This is a genomic window from Mediterraneibacter torques (genome assembly GCF_044591705.1).
GTDB classification, from domain to species: Bacteria; Bacillota; Clostridia; order Lachnospirales; family Lachnospiraceae; genus Mediterraneibacter; species Mediterraneibacter torques.
On sequence record NZ_CP172594.1, the window covers coordinates 2,597,805 to 2,619,913 of the forward strand.

The 22,109-nt window shown below is 44.9% G+C and carries 20 protein-coding genes and 1 other RNA gene; 2 read left to right on the forward strand and 19 right to left on the reverse strand.

Annotated features, from left to right (window positions below):
* Nucleotides 1-45 precede the first annotated feature (45 nt).
* From ACH9UM_RS12110 to ACH9UM_RS12185, 16 genes are all read right to left on the reverse strand, one after another.
* Complete coding sequence (locus tag ACH9UM_RS12110) at nucleotides 46-975, reverse strand: hypothetical protein (protein ID WP_370768556.1); 930 nt, start codon at nucleotides 973-975, stop codon at nucleotides 46-48.
* A gap of 431 nt (nucleotides 976-1,406) precedes the next feature.
* Nucleotides 1,407-2,330 (reverse strand): hypothetical protein, encoded by a 924-nt coding sequence (locus ACH9UM_RS12115; protein WP_004847734.1) that lies wholly within the window; start codon nucleotides 2,328-2,330, stop codon nucleotides 1,407-1,409.
* A gap of 381 nt (nucleotides 2,331-2,711) precedes the next feature.
* Nucleotides 2,712-3,368 carry a V-type ATP synthase subunit D gene (locus ACH9UM_RS12120; protein ID WP_009321516.1) on the reverse strand — a complete coding sequence of 219 codons (657 nt, stop codon included), beginning with the start codon at nucleotides 3,366-3,368 and terminating at the stop codon, nucleotides 2,712-2,714.
* Between the two features lie 153 nt (nucleotides 3,369-3,521).
* Nucleotides 3,522-4,892, reverse strand: coding sequence for a V-type ATP synthase subunit B (locus ACH9UM_RS12125; protein ID WP_400091464.1), 1,371 nt, complete (start codon nucleotides 4,890-4,892; stop codon nucleotides 3,522-3,524).
* The gene (locus tag ACH9UM_RS12130) at nucleotides 4,893-6,659 is read right to left on the reverse strand and encodes a V-type ATP synthase subunit A (protein WP_004848555.1); all 1,767 of its coding nucleotides are present in this window, start codon (nucleotides 6,657-6,659) and stop codon (nucleotides 4,893-4,895) included. It lies immediately after the preceding gene.
* Nucleotides 6,659-6,982, reverse strand: a complete 324-nt coding sequence (locus ACH9UM_RS12135) for a V-type ATP synthase subunit F (RefSeq protein ID WP_004848552.1) — start codon at nucleotides 6,980-6,982, stop codon at nucleotides 6,659-6,661. The genes ACH9UM_RS12130 and ACH9UM_RS12135 overlap by 1 nt, the downstream gene beginning before the upstream one ends.
* Nucleotides 6,975-7,946, reverse strand: a complete 972-nt coding sequence (locus ACH9UM_RS12140; protein WP_009243682.1) for a V-type ATPase subunit — start codon at nucleotides 7,944-7,946, stop codon at nucleotides 6,975-6,977. The genes ACH9UM_RS12135 and ACH9UM_RS12140 overlap by 8 nt, the downstream gene beginning before the upstream one ends.
* Nucleotides 7,947-8,020: 74 nt before the next feature.
* Nucleotides 8,021-8,614 (reverse strand): V-type ATP synthase subunit E, encoded by a 594-nt coding sequence (locus ACH9UM_RS12145; RefSeq protein WP_004848548.1) that lies wholly within the window; start codon nucleotides 8,612-8,614, stop codon nucleotides 8,021-8,023.
* 46 nt (nucleotides 8,615-8,660) lie between these two features.
* Nucleotides 8,661-9,146 carry a V-type ATP synthase subunit K gene (locus ACH9UM_RS12150; RefSeq protein WP_004848546.1) on the reverse strand — a complete coding sequence of 162 codons (486 nt, stop codon included), beginning with the start codon at nucleotides 9,144-9,146 and terminating at the stop codon, nucleotides 8,661-8,663.
* The gene (locus tag ACH9UM_RS12155; protein WP_004848544.1) at nucleotides 9,143-11,164 is read right to left on the reverse strand and encodes a V-type ATP synthase subunit I; all 2,022 of its coding nucleotides are present in this window, start codon (nucleotides 11,162-11,164) and stop codon (nucleotides 9,143-9,145) included. The genes ACH9UM_RS12150 and ACH9UM_RS12155 overlap by 4 nt, the downstream gene beginning before the upstream one ends.
* A 32-nt stretch (nucleotides 11,165-11,196) precedes the next feature.
* Nucleotides 11,197-11,505: a hypothetical protein gene (locus ACH9UM_RS12160; RefSeq protein WP_004848537.1), complete on the reverse strand. Its 309-nt coding sequence runs from the start codon at nucleotides 11,503-11,505 to the stop codon at nucleotides 11,197-11,199.
* A 331-nt stretch (nucleotides 11,506-11,836) separates the two neighbouring features.
* Entirely contained in the window at nucleotides 11,837-12,340 is a 504-nt protein-coding gene (locus tag ACH9UM_RS12165; RefSeq protein ID WP_004848535.1) for a tRNA (cytidine(34)-2'-O)-methyltransferase, read from the reverse strand.
* Between the two features lie 2 nt (nucleotides 12,341-12,342).
* Nucleotides 12,343-13,515: an aminotransferase class I/II-fold pyridoxal phosphate-dependent enzyme gene (locus tag ACH9UM_RS12170; protein WP_004848534.1), complete on the reverse strand. Its 1,173-nt coding sequence runs from the start codon at nucleotides 13,513-13,515 to the stop codon at nucleotides 12,343-12,345.
* A complete protein-coding gene (locus ACH9UM_RS12175) occupies nucleotides 13,515-14,018 on the reverse strand; it encodes an Lrp/AsnC family transcriptional regulator (RefSeq protein WP_004848531.1) in 504 nt (167 codons plus the stop codon). Before ACH9UM_RS12175 ends, ACH9UM_RS12170 begins: the two co-directional genes overlap by 1 nt.
* 96 nt (nucleotides 14,019-14,114) lie before the next feature.
* Complete coding sequence (locus ACH9UM_RS12180) at nucleotides 14,115-15,101, reverse strand: AIR synthase-related protein (RefSeq protein ID WP_004848529.1); 987 nt, start codon at nucleotides 15,099-15,101, stop codon at nucleotides 14,115-14,117.
* A gap of 74 nt (nucleotides 15,102-15,175) precedes the next feature.
* Nucleotides 15,176-16,900: a B12-binding domain-containing radical SAM protein gene (locus tag ACH9UM_RS12185; protein WP_009243683.1), complete on the reverse strand. Its 1,725-nt coding sequence runs from the start codon at nucleotides 16,898-16,900 to the stop codon at nucleotides 15,176-15,178.
* 142 nt (nucleotides 16,901-17,042) lie between these two features.
* Between ACH9UM_RS12185 and ffs the strand changes: the two genes are divergently transcribed.
* Nucleotides 17,043-17,304: signal recognition particle sRNA large type (gene ffs / locus ACH9UM_RS12190), an RNA gene on the forward strand.
* A gap of 160 nt (nucleotides 17,305-17,464) precedes the next feature.
* Here ffs and tadA read toward each other — a convergent pair.
* On the reverse strand, nucleotides 17,465-17,953 hold the full coding sequence (tadA, locus tag ACH9UM_RS12195) for a tRNA adenosine(34) deaminase TadA (RefSeq protein ID WP_004848523.1): 489 nt from the start codon (nucleotides 17,951-17,953) through the stop codon (nucleotides 17,465-17,467).
* A gap of 103 nt (nucleotides 17,954-18,056) precedes the next feature.
* Between tadA and ACH9UM_RS12200 the strand changes: the two genes are divergently transcribed.
* Entirely contained in the window at nucleotides 18,057-19,097 is a 1,041-nt protein-coding gene (locus ACH9UM_RS12200; RefSeq protein WP_004848519.1) for a DUF6128 domain-containing protein, read from the forward strand.
* On the opposite strand, the gene ACH9UM_RS12205 is transcribed toward ACH9UM_RS12200, so the two are convergent.
* Nucleotides 19,090-20,496, reverse strand: coding sequence for a deoxyguanosinetriphosphate triphosphohydrolase (locus tag ACH9UM_RS12205; protein ID WP_004848514.1), 1,407 nt, complete (start codon nucleotides 20,494-20,496; stop codon nucleotides 19,090-19,092). The two genes, ACH9UM_RS12200 and ACH9UM_RS12205, sit on opposite strands and share 8 nt — an antisense overlap.
* Before the next feature lie 194 nt (nucleotides 20,497-20,690).
* Nucleotides 20,691-22,001, reverse strand: a complete 1,311-nt coding sequence (locus ACH9UM_RS12210) for a hypothetical protein (protein WP_009243684.1) — start codon at nucleotides 21,999-22,001, stop codon at nucleotides 20,691-20,693.
* Between the last annotated feature and the right edge of the window lie 108 nt (nucleotides 22,002-22,109).

A 22,109-nucleotide genomic window follows, 5' to 3' on the forward strand; every position in this document is an offset into this window, starting at 1 on the left:
GGGAGAAAATGCATTTTCTCCCCTGTTCTATAGATTTACCTATGATCAATTTATACGAAGATGGAACTGTTCAATCAGACAAGCAATATTTTCTTCCGTATCTTCAAGCTCATCTGCGATTTGAGAAATCGTTTTTCCTTTTTCAAGTTTTTTCTGAATAAGAGTGCTTCTTTCTGCTTTTCTACCTTCTTCTCGTCCTTGCTTTCTACCTTCTTCTCTCCCCTGCTCTCTTGCCTCTTCTCTCTGCACTTCGATATCTGTCTCATAGTCATATTCGTCTAATAACATATTGACAACCTCGCTTCCTTTTCGCATTAAATAATCAGCAAGAATCCCTTTTTCAATGCACTCTTTTATCGCTTTTTTATAAGGCTCTTCCTCCCCGGAGATCTGATAGTTCTGCACGATTTCCATGAACTGGCTGTATTCTTTCAGTACCTGACACTTTTCTAAGATTTCATGATGCTCTTCCGGCCGGATATTGATGACCTTTACTTTTAATTCCAGACTCGGCTCACCGTCTTTTACGATATAGGCATCTGACAGGCGCAGTTCTTTTTCCTTTTCCCACTTTTCTTTTCCGTTATAGAATGTGTAAAATTCCGGTGTCGGAAGGGGAACGATTTTCTTTTTATATCGGCTTCTCGGTGGCACGAGTCTTTCATATGCACGCCCGATGTACAGCAGACTCCGAAGGGGCATGTTTTCGTTGATCGTAGACTGATGCTCGCCGAATACGATCACTTTTCCTCCTGCGTCAAAAGAAATATCATTTTGAAAATTCATATAGATCGTATTGTCTACACGGAATCTGCGAATCTTCGTTCCTTCCGGCAACGGCTCATCATGAATTGCGTTAAAAAGTGCGATCTCGTTCGCTTCTGCTGATTCGTCCTCATAGAACAGATCTACAAAGACACTGTTTTTAATTTCTCTGTTTTCTTTTCCTGCCATAGGCTCTCCTTTCATGTGCATGAATAAGTCCTGCAGTACAGGTGGGAAAATACTTTTAAGCTTACTGCTTTCAAGCTTGCCGCTTTTAAACTTGCCGCTTTCAAACTTGCTGCTTTTAGATTTGCTTTCGCCAAAAGTTTTTCCTCTGAAAAAGAAAACTTTTTTCTTTTTTAAGACCTTCTCTTAAAAATCAGTATACGAAAAAAAGAACTATTCTACAAGGCTATCCACGCAAAAACTGTTGTTGTATTGTATCGGGTAATTTTGAGGGAATTCCTCAGACCGGCGAAGCTGCCGGTATCTTTCACAGAAAGAATTTCTGTGAGTGGAATTATCATAGCATCTATATTTTATCGCAATGCTATGTTTACATTTTTAACTAAGTTCAGACTAACTTCCGGTATTCCAATTAGGGGAGTTCTCAGATTGCCTCCCCTTCTCTGTAAATTTAATTAAGATCCGTTCCTCCCAAGTTGAAACTCTTCAATCAGATGAGCTATGTTTTCTTCCGTATCTTCAAGATCATCTGCAATTTCAGAAATTGTTTTTCCTTTTTCAAGCTTTTTCCGAATTAAGGCGCAAGTTTTTTGAAGAGTCCCTTGCTTTCTACCTTCTTCTCTTCCCTGCTCTCTTGCCTCTTCTCTCTGCACTTCGATATCTGTCTCATAGTCGTATTCGTCTAATAGCATATTGACAACCTCGCTTCCTTTTCGCATTAAATAATCAGCAAGAATCCCTTTTTCAATGCACTCTTTTATCGCTTTTTTATAAGGCTCTTCCTCCCCGGAGATCTGGTAGTTCTGCACGATTTCCATGAACTGGCTGTATTCTTTCAGTACCTGACACTTTTCTAAGATTTCATGATGCTCTTCCTGCCGGATATTGATGACCTTTACTTTTAATTCCAGACTCGGCTCACCATCTTTTACGATATAGGCATCTGACAGGCGCAATTCTTTTTCCTTTTCCCACTTTTCTTTTCCGTTATAGAATGTGTAAAATTCCGGTGTCGGAAGGGGAACGATTTTCTTTTTATATCGGCTTCTCGGTGGCACGAGTCTTTCATATGCACGCCCGATGTAAAGCAGACTCCGAAGGGGCATGTTTTCGTTGACCGTAGACTGATGCTCGCCGAATACGATCACTTTTCCTCCTGCGTCAAAAGAAATATCGTTTTGAAAATTCATATAGATCGTATTGTCTACACGGAATTTCCGAATCTTCGTTCCTTCCGGCAACGGCTCATCATGGATTGCATTAAAAAGCGCGATCTCATTCGCTTCTGCTGATTCGTCCTCATAGAACAGATCTACAAAGACACTGTTTTTAATTTCTCTGTTTTCTTTTCCTGCCATAGGCTCTCCTTTCATGTGCATGAATAAGTCCTGCAGTACAGGCGGGAAAATACTTTTAAGCTTACTGTTTTCAAACTTGCTGCTTTTAGGTTTGCTTTTGCCAAAAGTTTTTCCTCTGAAAAAGAAAACTTTTTCTCTTTTTTAAGACCTTCTCTTAAAAATCAGTATACGAAAAAAAGAACTGTTCTACAAGACTATCCACGCAAAAACTGTTGTTGTATTGTATCGGGTAATTTCGAGGGAATTCCTCAGACCGGCGAAGCTGCCGGTATCTTCCACAGAAAGAATTTCTGTAAGTAGAGTTACTATAGCATACATGTCATTTAAAAACAATGCCTTACTTTACGAAATGCAAAAAGAGAAACCGATTGCGCCTCGCATTTGGTCTCTCTTTTTATCATCCTATTTTTCGCTGTAATGATGAGTTTCTTCCAACATCATATCTTTCACTTTCATTAAGCGAATCTGTGTACTTCTTTCATTCTCATCCAGCTTCATCGTAATATATTTTATACTTTGTTCCGTCTCCGGAATGATCACATGCTCAAGTGCATTGACACGGCGTCTCGTCTTCTCGATCTCCGCCGCCATAAGCTGGCAGGCTTTCTCACATTCAGCAAGACGGATCATATCCGGAAGAACATCTGCAAGCGATTTTACTGCTCCGTCCAAGTCTCCTGACGTAAAAGCAAAACCATAAGAATAAATATCATTTTCATCCGCCGTTCTTGTTTTATACTGAAATGTCGGAATATCCACGCTCATGACGTTTTTTTCTCCGGCTTCCAGATTCACTTCCTGCTTCGGAGCCATAAGCGCCGTATTCAGAGCCGCCTCTGACATGCCTGCTTTTGCGATTACGAAGTTTTTATTTGCAGAGCGGATTCCCGCTTCTACTTTTTTACGAACTTCCATGTTTTCCCGCACGAGATCAAGGTACTGACGCATCAGCTCGTCACGTTTATCTTTCAAAAGCTTATGACCACGAATCGCCGTGATCCGCTTCTTTTTAAGCCGCGTCAGCTCCATTCTGGTCGGATTCACTTGTTTTGCCGCCAAAATTCTACCTCCTTTTCCTGCTGCCGCAGATGATCGCAGCATGCTTCCTCTCAGTTTTTTGAAGATATTTCTCCACTTTCTTTTGCGCGCTGTATCTCTGCGGCTGATTTGTAAGTATCGCAGATTGCCTTGCGGCAACTATGATACATTCTCTTACTCTGCGTAATACTGATCTAAATATTTATCATCAATACGTTTCAATTCGGTTCTCGGCAGCATTCTAAGCAATTTCCATCCGATATCAAGAGTTTCTTCAATACTTCTGTCTGCGTTATATCCCTGCGATACATATTCCGCTTCAAAAGCGTCCGCAAATTTGGCGTACATCAAGTCGATCTCTGTCAACGCTGCTTCACCCAGAATGACCATCAGCTCTTTTGCATCTTTTCCTCGTGCATAAGCTGAGAAAAGCTGGTTCATCGTATTCGAGTGATCGGCTCTTGTTTTGCCTTCTCCGATTCCTTTGTCTTTCAGACGGGAAAGGGACGGAAGAACATCGATCGGAGGCGTGACTCCTTTTCTGTAAAGATCACGGCTCAAGATGATCTGACCTTCCGTAATATACCCTGTCAAGTCAGGAATCGGGTGTGTTTTATCATCTTCCGGCATCGTCAGAATCGGGATCATCGTAATACTTCCGTTCTTACCGTTTTGTCTTCCTGCTCTTTCATAAATAGAAGCCAAATCTGTATACATATATCCCGGATATCCGCGGCGTCCCGGAACTTCCTTACGAGCAGCCGACACTTCACGGAGAGCATCCGCATAATTTGTAATGTCTGTCAGAATAACGAGTACATGCATCTCTTTTTCAAAGGCAAGATACTCTGCTGCTGTAAGCGCCATCTTCGGAGTTGCGATACGTTCGATCGCCGGATCATTTGCAAGGTTAATAAACAAAACTGTTCTGTCAAGCGCTCCTGTCTCGCGGAAACTTTCCACGAAGAAGTTCGACTCTTCAAACGTAATACCCATAGCGGCAAACACTACGGCAAAGTTTTCATCTGTTCCAAGCACCTTAGCCTGTCTTGCGATCTGAGCCGCAAGCTGCGCGTGAGGCAGCCCTGACGCCGAGAAGATCGGCAGTTTCTGACCGCGGACAAGTGTATTCAGTCCGTCAATAGCGGAAACTCCTGTCTGGATAAACTCTTCCGGATAGCATCTGGCCGCCGGATTCATCGGCAGTCCGTTAATATCCATACGGGCATCCGGCAAAATTTCCGGGCCATCGTCAATCGGTCTTCCGAGACCGTCAAATACTCTTCCAAGCATATCTTCCGACACGCCAAGCTCCATGCTTCTTCCAATAAAACGGACTTTACTGTTGGAAAGGTTGATTCCCGTCGCGCTCTCGAACAACTGGACGAGCACGTCGCTTCCGTTGACTTCCAACACTTTACATCTTCTTGTTTCTCCGCTTGCAAGCTCGATTTCTCCGAGCTCATCATAAGTCACGCCTTCTACGCCGCGCACAAGCATCAGCGGTCCGGCTACTTCCTGTATGGTTCTATACTCTTTCGGCATTTAGCGGTCCTCCTTTACAAATGCATTTGCAATCTGAGCGCTTAATTCCTCGTCTACTTTCACAAATTCCGCATCTAATGCATCTTCTTTCACATATTTAAAACGTCCGATCTGCTCACGAACCGGCATAGAGATCAGTTTCCGGAGAGACGCTCCTTCGCCAAGCGCGGCAACAGATCTTTCATAAAATGCATTTACTAATCTCATCATCATGTGCTGTTTCTTCAGAGAGGTATACGTATCTACTTCATGGAATGAGTTCTGATGAAGGAAGTCCTCTCGAATCGATCTGGCTGCTTCCATTTTCAGGCGGTCTGTCGGAGAAAGTGCATCCATTCCGACCATTTTTACAATTTCTTCCAGCTCTGCCTCTTCCTGGAGAAGTGTCATCATTTTCTGACGTCCTTCCATCCAGTCTTCCGCCACATTTCCGTTAAACCATTTTTCCATATCGTCAAGATACAGAGAATAACTGTTCAGCCAGTTGATCGCCGGGAAGTGTCTCTTATACGCAAGAGCTGAGTCAAGACCCCAGAATACTTTTACGATACGAAGCGTTGCCTGCGATACCGGCTCGGACGTATCGCCACCCGGAGGCGATACTGCGCCGATTACGGAAAGCGCTCCTTCCCTTCCGTCTTTTCCGAGAGAGATCACATGTCCTGCACGCTCATAAAACTGTGCCAGACGGCTTCCCAGATAAGCCGGATATCCTTCCTCGCCCGGCATCTCTTCAAGACGTCCCGACATCTCTCGAAGCGCCTCTGCCCAACGAGATGTAGAATCTGCCATCAGCGCTACAGAATAACCCATGTCACGGAAATACTCCGCGATCGTAATTCCCGTATAAATCGACGCTTCACGGGCAGCAACCGGCATATCAGACGTATTGGCGATCAGAACTGTTCTTTGCATCAGCGCCTGACCTGTCTTCGGGTCTTTCAATTCCGGAAACTCGTTCAAAACGTCTGTCATCTCATTTCCACGCTCTCCGCATCCGATATACACAACGATATCTGCTTCCGCCCATTTTGCAAGCTGATGCTGGATCACTGTCTTACCGCTTCCGAACGGTCCCGGCACTGCTGCCACACCGCCTTTTGCAATCGGGAAAAACGTATCGATCACTCGCTGTCCTGTTACAAGCGGCATCTTTGGCGGAAGTTTCTTTTTATACGGACGTCCACGGCGAACCGGCCATTTCTGCATCAATGTCAGTTCTCTGTCTCCGTTTTCCGTCTCAACGACAGCCACAACTTCTTCTACTGTAAACTCTCCTGCCTTGATTTCTTTAATTGTTCCCTTTACTCCATAAGGAACCATGATCTTCTGCTGCACGAGAACCGTCTCCTGCACTGTTCCGATCACGTCTCCCGTCTCGACTTCATCTCCGACTTTTGCAGTCGGAACAAATTCCCATTTCAGGTTTCGTTTCAAAGACGGAACTTCCACGCCGCGCTTTAAGCTGTTTCCCGATACTTTCATAATATCGTCCAACGGTCTTTGTATTCCGTCATATATACTTGTAATCAGTCCCGGTCCGAGTTCTACGGACATCGGCACTTCCATTGACTCTACCGGCTCTCCCGGTCCAAGTCCCGAAGTCTCTTCATATACCTGAATCGAAGCTTCATCTCCGTGCATCTCGATAATCTCTCCGATCAGACGCTGATTCGACACGCGGACTACGTCAAACATATTTGCATCGCGCATTCCCTCTGCAATAACAAGTGGTCCTGCGACTTTCTTAATCACTCCTGTGCTCATTAGCTTACTCCTCCAAACAGAATATCCGAACCGACCGCCTGTTCCACGGTCTTCTTTACACCGTTTACTCCCGCTCCCGTATTGCCTGACACGCCCGGTATCTGAATAATTGCCGGAAGCGTATTTTCACGGTACTGCTCTATCTCTTCTTCGATCTGTGCAGCCACGGCTTCGGTAATATATATAATCCCGTACTGACCGTCTGCAAGCTGTTTTAATTTTTTTCTGGCATCTTCCCGGGTCTTTACAGGGCAGATGCTAAGACCTAATGTGGCGAATCCGTAAATGCTGTCGTAATCGCCGATGACTGCTATCTTATACATACATCTCCCTTATCCTTTCCCTGATCGCCTCGTCCGAAAAACCGTTCTGTTTTCCTGTCAGTATAATCCGTACGGTCTTGATCTCCGTCTCTCTTGCGATCAAATATCCAAGCAGAGGTCCTACCGAAAACGCCTCGTACTTCTGCGGCTTCAACATCTCGATCATACGGTTGTCGCACCACCGTTCAAACGCGGAGGCTGACTCTCGAAGCGCCTGTGCGCCTTTTGCATACGCTGTTCCCTCCAGATACTGTGCGATCTCATCTTCTCCGGCAAGAGCCGCGCGGATGAGCTGTTCAACATTCACCCCATCACACTCCGCCATAGCGCTTCGCATGAAATCAGCGCTTTTTCCCGTTTTCCGGGAACGCACGGCAATCTTGATATCCGCAATAGCAACCATTGTATCTGCATAATTTTCAATGATCGGTTCACCGGATTCTTTTCCCGCTTTGCGAATAGCTTCAAGCGCCGCCTTATCAATCATAATATCGCACAACTGACCGTCTCTTGTATGAAGAAGCGTTTCAAGAGCTTCCTGCGCAACATTTCCCATATGAGACGGCAAACGCGAAAACTCTCTGTTCTCCACGATCCGAAGCATCTCTTCTCCCGGTATCGGGCAGTCATCATAAAAAATATTCGGATTACGCGCTTCCGTACAAACCTCTTTGATCGCAGCTTTCAGATTATGATACAACTTCGGATAAGAGAGAACATTAAATACGCTCGCATCAGGAGCGACCTCTTTGATCACTTCCCATGTTTTCTCTTCTTCACGCCGCAGGACGACATCAGGATCATCCTGATCCGCCATATCACCCCAGCCTTTCTCGACAACAAACTGCAGCGCTTCCGCCGCCGTTTTACAGGACAAAAGCTGCTCGATGACTGCATCAGAGAACAGGGCGACTTCCAGCGCACGTATACGTGCGACTGCGTAAGTATATTTTGTATTCCCCAATTCTAAACCTCCTTATGCTGTAACAATCCGCCGCATTAAAAATGCGGATTGTTATGCTCATTGCAGATCACTGTTTACGAAAAGAGCTGTCTCTTCACTACATCTGCCAGTTCTTCTCTTTTCGCATCAAAAACTGCTTTTATCGTACAATTTTCTTCGATGCCGCCATATACAAGGATAAATCCTCCGTCAATCTTTCTCGCCTCTTCGGAAATCACAAGTTTTCCGCCTTTTGCCTTTGCCGATGCATCGATTTTCTCTGCAAATGACTTCGGCATCCTGTCGAGATCTCTTTTAGAGAAGCAAATTGCTCCATCCTGGGCAAGCATATATTTATCAAGCATTTTTCCAAGCATTTCAAAATATGCCGCGTCATCCATGTTCATCACCTGACTGTACGCATCCTCAAGCACACTGCGGATCACATCCTGTTTTGCCGCCAAAAGAGCCTGTTTTCTGTTCATATCAGCCGACGATTCCGCCCGTTTTGCATATTCTTTCGCGTCAGCCGCAGCTTTTACACGGATATGTTCTGCATCCGCCCCGGCTTTTTCAACCGCATCTTTCACGATCTTTTCCGCATCTTTTTTTGCCTGATCGAGAAGTTCTGCCGCAGACTGCTCTGCCTCCTCGAAAATCCGGGATTTCATTTTATCTAATCCGCTCATTTATCGCTGTCTCCTTTTCATCAATTCCAAACCAGACGTCTTTTCCTTAAATCTGAATTCCGTTTACGGCAAGGAATGAGATCAGCAGCGCCAGAATAGCGTATGTCTCAACCATAGCCGGGAACAACATAGCTTTACCGAACTGCTCCGGTTTCTTTGCGACGATTCCGATAGACGATGCCGCCGTTTTTCCCTGTGCAATTCCTGAAAGAAGTCCTACGATACCGATCGGAAGACACGCTGCCAATATCAAAAGACCTGAAGATACGGAAACATCCAATGCTCCGCCTCCGAGAATACCGATCTTTGAAAGTGTGATAAATCCTACAAGCAGTCCATACAGACCCTGTGTACCCGGAAGGAGCTGGATAATAAGCACTTTTGCAAACTTACTCGGATCTTCTGTCACAACGCCTGCCGCTGCCTGTCCTGCAATACCTACTCCGATCGCCGATCCTGCTCCGGCAAACAATACCGCAACTGCCGCTCCGAGCAGTGCATAAACAATTCCTAAATTTTCCGCAATATTCATGATAAAGTTTCCTCCTTAACATCTGCATATTTTGTATTTTCTTTAAAAGGATTAAACGGCTCTCCGCCGCCTTCGTAAAATTTCCCGAAAAACTCCACAAACTGCAAACGGTTTGTGTGTACATACGCACCCAAAAGATTGATCGCCAGATTGAGCGTATGACCTGCGATAAAAATTACGACAAATGCGATCACGCCGATCACATTATTCGGAAGCATGCTTCCCATCTGGTTAATAACCGATGCGATTACTCCGGTTGCAAGTCCGAGCGCCAGCAGACGAGAGTAAGACAACACGTCGCTGAGCCAGCCGCTCACATTGTAAAGATCATATGCGCCAAGCGCCAGACGAAGCGCCGGGTTTTTCTTCTCTCTTCCCGACATAAGCACGATTCCCACCGCTCCTGCTATCGCCAATGCCTTCGCTCCTGTATTGAGCCATGCCGGAAATACAATATTCATCTGTGCGATAGATGCAAAAATATCGCTCGGCAAAAGCATCAATATAAGACCGATCAAAAGCATAAACCAAAGAACAACGTCACAGAAGAAGTCCATCACTTTTCCGTCTTTCAGACAGAGATATCCTTTGATCCCCAGTCCCACAAACAGGTGGATGACACCGAATAACAGTGAGAACACAAGCAGTTTCATCGGGTCGTTCAACGGCACAAACCAAAGCGCCGGAACGGTGATCGTCGTTCCGAAAAACTTCTCCGAAACAACATCTACGATATTTCCGAAATATCCTCCGAATAAAATTCCCCACACAAGAGTGGATAATCCACAATAGAAGAATAATTTCATCGATTTTTTCATTCCCTGAGACATTCTCGGGAATTTCTTCACAAGCACAGCGCAGACGATTGCCACAATCGCTCCATACGCCGCATCCGAAAGCATCATTCCGAAAAAGAATACATAGAAAAACGACATGATCGTCGTTGGATCAAGCTCCCCTTTGTGAGGAAGTCCGTAAGACTCTACAACGCCCTCCACACTTGCCGAAAACGGATTGTTCTTTAAAATAACCGGAGCTTCTTCGTTTTCCTGCAGTTCCTCAACATCTACCATACAGTCATATTTTTCTGTCAGATAACCGGAAAGATGCGCCGCCTCACACTGAGGAATGTATCCGCTTATGACAAACGTTCTCTCCGACTGCGGGATCTGACCGAGCACTGCGTATTTGTCCGCGCGTACTCTGTAGTAATCCGCTAATATTTTTAATTTTTCTCTCTGATCCGAAAGGTCTTTCACCTCATTCTCGATCTGTTCAATCCGCGCTCTGCAGTCTGCGATCTCACTTTCCAGCTCTTCTTTTTGAAACTTCGGAACGTCTCCCCACATCTGGGAAGGTCTTGCAAACCCGGCGCTTCTAAGCGCATCTTCCGCTGCCTGCACATCTTCTTTCATGCAGACGACTGCTAGATATACCATGCCCGGTTCTGATGAAACAATGTTTACATCTGCTCCGGTTATATCCGGCGCTTTCTCTGCCAAAATCCCATATACCGTCTCCGCGTCAGTACCTCCCGGCATCGTTCCGAAAAATACTGCCGTCCGGTCTGTCTCTGCCGGTGTCAGCGGAACGTCCAGGCTGATCCACGGATTGAGACTCTCGATACTGTTGTTCAGTTTCGTAATCTCCGCCATCTGTTCAGAGCGCTCTTTATCCAGCCTTCCGATCTGTTTTGCCGTTTTCAGAAGATCTCTTCGCTCATTGCGAATCCGCTCTTCTTCTTCCCGCTCAATCAATGCCTTTCCTTCTAAAGATGCAAACATCGACTTCTTCTCAGGAACATATTTATCAAGAATATCGATCGCCTGTTCTGCCAGAGTCGACGCTTTCTCGAAACCTGCCTTTTGCCCTGCAGTGTCCATCTTCTTAAAATCTTCATCTTCTTCGATTACATGATTGATCTCCACAACACCGAGGCTCTGTAATTTTTCGAGGATTGCTTTTCGGTCTTTCTTTAAGGCGCAGATGCTGATTCTCTGCATCTTAAGTACCGCCATCTGTCTATCCCTCCTTTACAGTCTTATTTCTGTTATGTCAATCTTTCCAACACAAGAGCAGCCGCCTCTTTCTTTCGTTCAAGAGCCGCCTTTTTCATCTGTTCTGCTTCTCTGCGCGTTTCTTCCGCCGCCTGTGCCAGCATAACTTCTCCGTCTTTCTTTGCCTGATTTGCTGTTTTCAAAGCGTCTGACTTTGCTTCGTCAATCAGCTTGTCGGCAGCCTGTTTTGCTTCTTCTTTCGCGGTCTTGAGGATTCTCTTGCTTTCCTGTTCCGCTTCTTTTACGATCTGATCTGCCTTATTTTCTGTTTCCCGGATAGATTTGATCGTTTCTTCTACCATTTCCGCAACACCACCTTCCGCTTTCTTTTCTATCTTTTTAGTTTTACCATACTTTCCCGCTTCATACGGGACGTTCCCTTTTCGGGAAACGATTCCCTCCTCCTGTGCCCTATCTGAACAGACGTAACACAGTGTACAGATTCAACGTTAAACGAATGTAAAACGCCCTCCCGCACCTTATCCGAACCGATGTAACCGCAAACGTTTCTTAGCAGTTTCTTAGCACATTGACACTATTATATACCGAAAGTCTTCAATAGTGAACTACACTTTTCCCGAATTTTTTTACATTATTTCGTCATTTTGCACATATTTTCACAACTTATTTCGTTCAGGTATTCCCATGCCATTCTAATTCATGAAGCTCTCCTTCCAACTCCATTTTCGCAAATCCGTTTTGACGCAGAGCTTCATAGAGAACAACCGCCACAGAATTTCCAAGATTCAAAGATCTGATCTGTCCCATCATCGGAATGCGCACGCAAGTATCTTCATGATCTACAAGAATCTCCTCCGGTATACCTGCGCTCTCTTTTCCGAACATAATGTAACAATCCGGTTCATACGCCGCTTCGGTATATACTTTTTTCGCTTTTGTAGTTGCCATATAGATTTTGGCACCCGGATTTTTCTCAAGGAAATCCGCATAATCAATATAAGTCGTGACATCCAGATCATTCCAGTAATCCATCCCCGCGCGTTTCAATGCCTTTTCGGATAATTTGAATCCAAGAGGCTCGATCAGATGAAGACGCGTCCCTGTTGCCACACATGTTCTTCCGATATTTCCGGTATTGGCCGGAATCTCCGGCTCATAAAGTACAATATTCAGCATAATTATTTTCTCTCATTTCTCAATCGCCCGATAAATCTTTCCAGCCGGCCGATTGCTTCTTTTAGATCTTCCAACGAATATGCGTAGGATATTCTCAAAAATCCTTCGCCGCATTCGCCGAACGCCGTTCCCGGAACAACTGCGACTTTCTCTTCATTTAACAGCCTGGTTGCAAATTCTTCTGAAGTCATTCCAAATTGTTTAATACTCGGGAAAACATAAAACGCTCCGAACGGTTCAAAGCATTCCAGTCCCATCTTTTTAAACTCATGCATGAGGAAGCGCCGTCTCTGATTATAGGATTTCCTCATTTCTTCTACTTCATCCCCACAGTTTCTAAGTCCTTGCACAGCCGCATACTGGCTGTTTGTAGGCGCACACATGATTGCAAACTGATGAAGCTTCGTCATCTGAGATATGATAACTTCCGGTCCGCAGCAATATCCGAGTCTCCAGCCTGTCATTGCAAACCCTTTTGAAAATCCGTTAATAACAAGCGTCCTCTCTCTCATTCCCGGAAGGCTCGCAATCGATACATGTTCTTCTTTATATGTAAGTTCCGAATAAATCTCGTCAGACATGACATACAGATCATGCTCTTCGACAAATTTTGCGATCGGTTCTAAATCTTCCCGCGTCATGATCGCTCCTGTCGGATTGTTCGGAAACGGAAGAACGAGAACCTTTGTCTTAGGCGTCGTATATTTTTCAAGTTCTTCTGCCGTCAGTTTAAATTCATTTTTTTCCTGAAGAGGAATGATCACCGGAACTCCGTCTGCCATAACCGTACACGGCAGATAAGACACATAACTCGGCTGCGGAATGAGCACTTCATCTCCGGGGTCGAGCATACAGCGAAGTCCGACATCTATTGCCTCGCTTCCGCCTACAGTGACAAGTGTTTCATGTACTGCATCGTATTTTACATGGATCTTTCTCTCAAGATAATTACAGATCTCTTTTCTCAGTTCTTTTAATCCGGCATTAGAAGTATAAAACGTCCTTCCTTTTTCAAGGGAAAACATTCCTTCTTCTCTTATGCGCCATGGCGTATCAAAGTCCGGTTCTCCTACTCCGAGGGAAATTGCGTCTTCCATCTCGTTCGCCACATCAAAAAATTTACGGATGCCGGACGGTTGTATCTCAACGATTTTTCTTGATAATGGATTTCTCATTACAGTGTCACCGGTATCCTTTCCGACCCTTTTTTCACGCCCATGATCGTTCCGTGGTCTTTATATTTTTTCAATATAAAATAAGTTGCCGTGCTCAAAACGCCGTCAATCGTAGACAGACGTTCAGATACGAATCTCGATACTTCTTTCAGCGTCTTGCCTTCCAAAGTTACAAGCAGGTCATAACTTCCGGAAATAAGATAAACCGCATATACTTCCGGATAGTTATATAACCGTTCCGCGATCCGATCGAATCCGCTGTCTCTTTGCGGCGTCACACGCACTTCGATCAGCGCCGTCACCATCTCTACGCCGGCTTTATCCCAGTCGATCAGCGTATGATATCCGCAGATGATCTTCTCTTTCTCCATATCTGCGATCTCATTTGCCACATCTGTTTCTTCCACACCGACTAACACTGCCAGTTCTCCAAGCTCTACCCGGCTGTGCTTTTCGATATACTTCAAAATCTCCATTCTCAACGCTTCTTTTTTCTCGTTCATTTTCTGCCTCCTATACCTTTATATATCATTTCCGTTTTACTTGTTGTAAAATAATATTTTATCATGGATAAAACTTTTCATCTGTATGTATTTTTATTATTTTTCACACTTTTTATAATCCTTCTGCCATCTCGCCAGTTCATCCGGCGCAGGTCTGTCCAGATATCTTATCTCTTCTTTGCTTGTGATCACCCGCGCATTCTGCGCTTTGGCAACCCCAAGCCTGACGGCTCGCGCCCCCGCCTTTTCCAGCACTTCAATCACCTGATCCGCTTCATCGGTCAAGATCAGATAACTTCCGGCAGAAGTCAGCTGATACGGATTCAGACGATAATATTCGCAGATTTCTACAGTCTCCTGCTTCAGCGAGATCGATCCCATTGCAATTTCAAAACCGATCTTTTCTTCCTCTGCCATTTCCCATAAGGCCGCCAAGATGCCTCCGCTTCCGATCTGCCAAACCGAAATATCTCTTCCTTTTGCCGCCTCTAAAATCTGCTCCGGCGTTATGAGCTGATCACGAAGCTTTTTTGCCTGCATCAAAAATGTGTTAATAAATCTTTGCGATAATTCTTCCTCCGCCGCTTCTAAAATGCGAAGAGAACCTTCCAGACCTGCATATCCGCATAAGAGCAATTCTCGATTTTTAACAAACTTCTGTCTGTTTCCCGTTTTTTTATCTGCAGTCTCTTCTAATGCATGCATCCCCGGATCTTGTACTTTCGTTCCGCCTGCACATGCGTACACGATCGGAGTTTGCACCGCCGCCGTTCCCTCTGCCGACAAAGACGTCAGCTTTGCTTTAATGCACTCGCAGCCTTTTTGGATTTCCCCGCAAACATCCGCAAGAAACTCTTCCTCTGTCTCTTCCGGAAAAAGAATTCTTACCGATATCCCTTCTGCCTGTATTTTGCGGGCTGCCAGTTCTCCCGCCGCGCCCAAAACCGCATAATACCCTATCCCGGCATGGCCGCCGCAAACACATACGTCTGCCCACGAAAAACTTCCGTCCGTCTGATCCATATGAACTTTCTTTTTCACCGACCGGTTCCATATAGTCGGTGAGATCTTTCCGATCTTCATATTTCTTTGCTTTTCCTTCCATTGTTATTTTAAAAATTGACAGCTCCGCCGCTTTCAGTATGTCTGCCTGTCCTTTACTCTGACAGATAATAAATCGCCGCGTTTCCTGTGAGCGGATCTCGGTTTTTATAATCAAACAACACTGTTTTCCCGTCAATTCGTTCCAAATGAGTCATTTTTCTCATCTGACGTCTGTCGTATCCTTCATATGCTTTCAAATAGGTCCGCTCTTTCTCTTCTTTTTTATAAAATGCCGCCGCTTCATCCGATGAAACTCCGCTTTCTCTAAGAAATTCCGGACGTTTTTTCACATTATCCCTCAAATACATATCCAATGTCAACATTTCCATATATTGTTCCGATCTTTCTTTACACGTTTTCACGATAAAATCATATAAGATCTCATACCTTCCGATCCGTGAATGACTTACGGCAAATGCATTTTTTTCATCATAATATGCCGCCAGACATTCATACATACAAAACGGAGATGCAAATTCTTGCTCTAATGCCGCCATCGTACAGCAAAACTGCCCGCTGTTATAATACACTTCAACCATCTCTTCTATCTGCTTTAACCGGATGACCTCCGCATAAGTAAGCCATTTTGTAGAAAGGACTTCATACGGCGCACGATCCTGATACACAATCCCGTATTCCTGCGCCCTGTCATGCATAACAGATCCTTTTAAAACTTTCAGAAAACCAAGCTGAAGCTGCTCCGGATTCATTTTATATACACGGTCAAATGATTTTCCGAAGCTTTCATATCCTTCATACGGCAATCCTGCGATAAGATCGAGATGCTGATGCACATTGTTTCCTTTTTTAATTTTGTCAACAATCGTTGACAAAACATCGATTTTCATCGTTCTGTTGATTTCCCGGATCGTAATCTCATTTGCCGATTGAACACCGATCTCAAGCTGGATCAGACCCGGACGCATACGATTGATCAACGCGATCTCTTTTTCATTCAATAAATCCGCGGAAACTTCAAAATGAAAATTTGTGATTCCGTTATCATGCTCATGAATATAAGTCCAGATCGCCATCGCATGATCATGCCGGCAATTAAACGTCCGATCCACAAATTTCACCTGAGGTACTTTCTTGTCGATAAAAAACTGAAGTTCTTTTTTTACGAGCTCTATCTCCCGGAAACGTAAACATTTGTCGATAGAGGAAAGGCAGTAACTGCATGAAAAAGGACATCCTCTGCTCGATTCATAATAGATGATCCTGTTCTCAAAATCTTCAATATGATCATAGACAAACGGAATCGTGCTCAAATCAATAACAGGACGAAAATCATTTTGGATTACAGCTTTGTCCTTATTTCTATAAGCAATTCCCGGAATATCAGAAAAGAGTTCATCTCTTTTTACTCCGGAACAAAGCGCCCCTTTTTCTTCATGATAAACACGGAGCAGTTCCGCAAACGTCTCTTCCCCTTCTCCGCACATCACGCCTTCTACTTTCGGATACTGTTCCAGCACAGCCTTCGCATCGTAAGATACCTCAGGACCTCCAAGCCAGATTTTTGTATCCGGAAGAATCTTCGGCAGTTCTCTCAAAAGCTGTCCTACATATTCAATATTCCACAAATAGCAGGAAATTCCCAATAGGTCCGGTTTTCTCCTATATATATCCTGCAAGATCGCATCAAACGTCTGATTGATCGTATATTCCGCAACTTCGATTTCTTCCGTATAAGTTCGCGCATATGCTTTTAAGCTGTGGACGGCAAGATTTGAATGAATATATTTTGCATTTACTGCCGCTAATAGTACCTTCATAATTTCTCCTATCTCTTTTTCCAACAAAATTTATACTCTATAATAACACTAAAAATAATCCGCCGCAAAGAACTGTTACATTTTACTGTGATTTTGCGCTCTATTCATTGACATTTCTCTTAAAACCATGTAAAATTAAGACTCGTGCAGCCGGGGTGTTAGCGGTACCTTGTACCTGCAATCCGCTATAGCAGGGGTGATATTGTGCAGAGGGCGACAGCCGGCAGAGCTGCCTTAGGTAAGTGGCGTTGATGTTTGGGTCTTACGCGACGGGAATCTGTGAATCGTGTCAGGTCGGGAACGGAGCAGCACTAAGCAGAACCTTCCGGGTGCCGTAAGGGCGCCTGAACTGAGTTAACTGCCTAAGTAACGTCTGTTAGCCTAGCTCGAAGCACAATGCACGAAAAAGTATTTATAAAGTTTATATGATCTCAATGAAAAGTCCGTGCCGAAACAGCTATACTGCTGTAACGTCTGCACGGGCTTTCTTTTTGTAATGGCAGCGAGCTAAAGTCCGGACTTGCCGGAGACCTTGGCGACCGCTTACAATCCCGGAATGTGCCTTTAGCGCTTCCGGCGATTCTTTTCCCTCAGTTCCCTGAAAAATCCGGTCATAAGCGCACTGCACTCTTCCTCAAGCACTCCGGTTGTCAATTCTGCCTGGTGATTAAATTGTTTTATATCCAAAAGATTCAAAACCGATCCCGCACATCCTGCTTTTGGATTCATGCATCCGACAACAACGCGGGTCAGCCTCGACTGAATGATTGCTCCTGCGCACATTTGACATGGCTCTAACGTCACATACATTGTACATTGCTCCAGCCTCCAGTCTCCCATTTTTTTGCTTGCCTTTTTGATTGCCTTAATCTCCGCATGTGCCAACGGGTCTTTATCTGTATTCCTTCTGTTATAACCTCTGCCTATGATCTTTCCTTCATAAACAATAACGCATCCGATCGGTGTTTCATTAATCGCATATGCTTTTTGCGCCTGTTTAATGGCTGCCCGCATATACTTTTCATCTAACTTCAACTTCTCATTTTCTTCCATTATATCCCTCCTGTATGTTCCTCCGCTTTCTTTCCTCCCATACGTTCTTTTTCTTTTCTTTCATGAATAGATTAGATTGAAAAGACAAGAATCGAGGTAAAAGATGGACACGGGTACTTTTTATCTATATGAATATGAAAACAATGTACGAAAGCGCAATGCGGGATTTCTGAAAATCTACCGCCGCTATCAATCCTGTATTTTTCAGGCACACATCCGAAGCATCAGCCTTGAAAATGTTTTCGAGGCGGAAATGTATGCGTTCTTTTTCAAGGAAAATCAAATCTGCGCAAAACAGATCGCTCATTTTCCCATTGACTCCATGACACACAGCATACGTTTCTGCGCTCCGCAATCTTCCTTCCCCGAATGCCGCCGTCTCGAATCGATCGACGGGTTTTTCCTGAAATGTTCCGAGTCATCCTCCCTTTGGCTTACGCCGAACTGTCCTGAAAACATAGATTCAGATCAAATTCATTTTCTGGATACCGACTCCACGATTCAAAGCGACTCATATCCCGCCTCCCTATCCACCAGACCGGACAGCCCGCAGAACAACTCTCAGGAGAAGGCGAATCCTCTCACAAAAAGCGAATCACCGGATGAGGCGGAGCCTCGCGCGAAAGACGAATCACCGGATGAGACAAAACCTCCCGCGAAAGACGAATCACCGGATGAGACAAAACCTCCCACGAAAGACGAATCACCGGATGAGACAAAACCTCCCACGAAAGACGAATCACCGGATGAACCAGAACCTCGCGCGAAAAGCGAATCAAATTCCTCCATCCGGGGAGAAGTGCGGCAAAATGAGATCTCAAAAACCGGTCTTTCTCTTCCGCGAAAACTATCGCTTTCCGATCTGACAGTTCTTCCTCGGAAATTTTGGTTTCTTTCAAACAACAGTTTTCTTCTGCACGGTTACCACAGTTACGGGCATCTTCTCCTTACCGAGCAAAACGGACGGCTCTGGCTCGGAGTTCCCGGCATATATGACTTAAGAGAAGCCCGCGCGGCAGACCTTTTCGGTTTCCCACGCTTCTGCAGATCTTACGCCGATTCTGATATGCTGACTGACGACGAGCGAAACGCAAACGCTGATTTCGGTCATTGGTTTCGCTGTGTCGGACTCCGGCCTAGATGATCCCGTTCATTTCCTGATAGAGACGTTTTGCATAACTATCTGTCATACCGCACACATAATCCGTCACAAGCAGCAGGCGGAGATACAATTTCTCCGCTTCGCTTTTGCCTTCTGATTGGATTCGGTATGCATTCTTATAATTATCCGATATAAACGATATTACTCTCCTGTCAATCGTTCCCTGCTTTTCTTTTGTATCGAAATACAAAGCCGCCTGTACAAGACGCTCCATCAAATAATCTATAACAGCCGACTCAGATACTTCCATCTTGTAGATTGCCATTGATGAAAAAACATATCTGTCCGCCATGTCTCCAAGCAGTTCCATCAGTTCTTCCCCGTTTGTTCCGTAAAACAGATCCTGACCGAACTTTCCCGACATGATCGCATCGTAATTCGCCATAAATCCTTCTGTCGCACAGTTAAGCAAAAATCCCTGTGCATTTACAATCCAATTTTTCACGGCGTAAGATTCCGGATCATGCACCCGCTTTTGTATTCCCCTCTCGTAAAGCTGCCGAAGTCTGTATGCGGGTCGAAACGTACCGTTTCGTTTCTTCTCTTCCAACTCTTTTAGTTCCCGCTCCAGATCCGCATATCGGATAAATCCTTTCACAAAAGAATCTTCAATATCCGCCGTCTTATAGGCAAGATCATCCGCCGCTTCCAACATATATGTCAGCGGATGCCGGTTTCTTCCCGCCCCTGTCTCTTTTGTCACTTTATGAAATATTTCCTCGTCCGCAAAATAATATCCCATCTTCCGGTCTTTTATATTTCCACTGTTCTCATCTATCTGCAAAGATGATCCGGGGTATTTAATGATCGTATTCAGGAGCGCATATGTCAGATTCATACCATGCTCATCGACAAGATAGTGCAGTCTTGTCACAAGACGAAGCGCCTGAGCATTTCCTTCAAAGTGAAAAAAATCCTGTTTCATCTGCGCGGTAAACATCTCGGAAACATTCTTTTGGCAAAACGTAAGTTTCGGAAGATTTCTTTCAAACCATTCCCGGATCGCAATTTCTCCAAAATGTCCGAACGGAGGATTTCCGATGTCATGGATCAAGCCCGCACACTCAAGTATATGAGAAATATCCTCTTTCATCTGAGGCGTAAATCCTGAGTTTTTCCGATGCTCCAGTATATTTTCTCCTATCGTCTGCCCCAGTGATTTCCCAAGCGAAGATACTTCCAGAGAATGAGTCAGCCTCGTCCTTACGAAATCGCTTTTATCAAGAGGGAAAACCTGCGTCTTATCCTGCAGCCGGCGAAAAGATGCACTTCCGATTATGCGGTGATAGTCTTTTTCAAATTCACTTCTTAGATCGCCCGCCTTTGCAAAATTCCCGCCTGCTCTCTCACGTTTTGTCGAAAGCAGCCTGCTCCATTCCATACGTTATCGTCTCCTTTCCTCCCGCAAACAGGCGGAAGCGCCAAAATCCACATTCCGAAGTTGTAAATGGCCGCCAAGTCTCAGGCAAGCCCGAACTTTGACATATCGCCGTTGCAAATCAACCCCACAGAAAACTCTGCGGGGCTGTATCACTTTCCTTATTGTTCAATTATCCGCCGAATTGAAACGAAACGTCAATCGAGATAAATCGGCGGTTCATACGCCTTGCCGAGTAAAGCTTTCTTACGTTCCTGAAGTCCGAGAAATGCCCACTCTGTCATATCTGTCCATTTATGGATCGTACGGTCATACACCTGAACGTATCCGATCCTTGTCGGATGCATCCGCACGCTGTTCGACTGGTATTCTTTTCCGGTGTACGGATTCACATCGCCTGCCTGAGTATCCTCATCCGCATCATCATGTGTAATGACCGGCTCAAAATCTTCCGTGCTCCCGCTTTCTGCAAATGCCGTTTCATCTTCTGCCGCATCTTCTGTCCATTTTGCATCCGACGAAACAGACTCATCTTGAACTACAGCTCCTGCTTTGTCGGCATGATCCGTATCGTTTTGATTTACATTTTCTCCGATACCGCTTTCTCCGACCGCATCCGTCTGCACTTCATTTTCTTTTGGTGAAACTTCTTTTTCCGCTTTTGACTGTGAATCTCTTCTTCTGAAAAAACTTCCGAGCCTGCGTTCTTTTTTCGGCTTTTCGAGTTCCTTTTTAATCTCTTCTATCGACTCGCCCGCCTGCACGTTCTTTTCAAGTTCATTCAACTCTTCATGAATTTCGTATAATTCGCCGATCGTCATATCGCGATCGTTCGATACCTCTTCTCCCGGTGTCTCTAACCCTTCCGTATCCGGCATACTCATATCCGCTTCTTTTTCCGGCTGGATATATTCTGCCTCCACAGATTCTTCCGGCTGGATATACTCTGCTTCCACAGGTTCTTCCGGCTGGATATACTCTGCCTCTACAGGTTCTTCCGTCTGAATATACTCTGCTTCCACAGGTTCTTCCGTCTGAATATACTCTGCTTCCACAGGTTCTTCCGGTTCAATATACTCTGCTTCTGCCTTGTTTTGTGCAAACTCTTCTGTATGCTCAAACATCTCCGGCACAGTCTCTTCGATCAGTTTTTCTTCCGGCTCTGCATACTCCGCTTCTGCCTGCTCTTTTGCTGTCAGCTCTTTATGACCGGAGGCTTCTACAGCTTCAACTCTCGCTGCCGCCGCACGCTCCAACGCCGCAATGCTTCTTACTTCCCCTGCCCCTTCTGCCGACATGATACTCAAATGAAACGGACACTCAAGCATTTCCGCGATCATACGCATATCCTGTTCCTGAAAATTATCTCTGCCAAGACGCTGTGTCAGGTTCTGTCTCGACATTTTCTTCCCTGTTTTTTCCTCGATCAATTCCGCAAGCTGCTTGATCGTCATTCCTTTCCTTCCGAGAATGATCTTGACTTGTTCCCCAAATGTTAAATCCTGCATTTTTTCCTCCTTATGTATATTTATACTCTTTACCAACCCTTTACGGTATTCCCCATATACTTTATCCTATCTCTTTTTCCCAGTCTGCGTCAAGAGATTTTCCGCAAT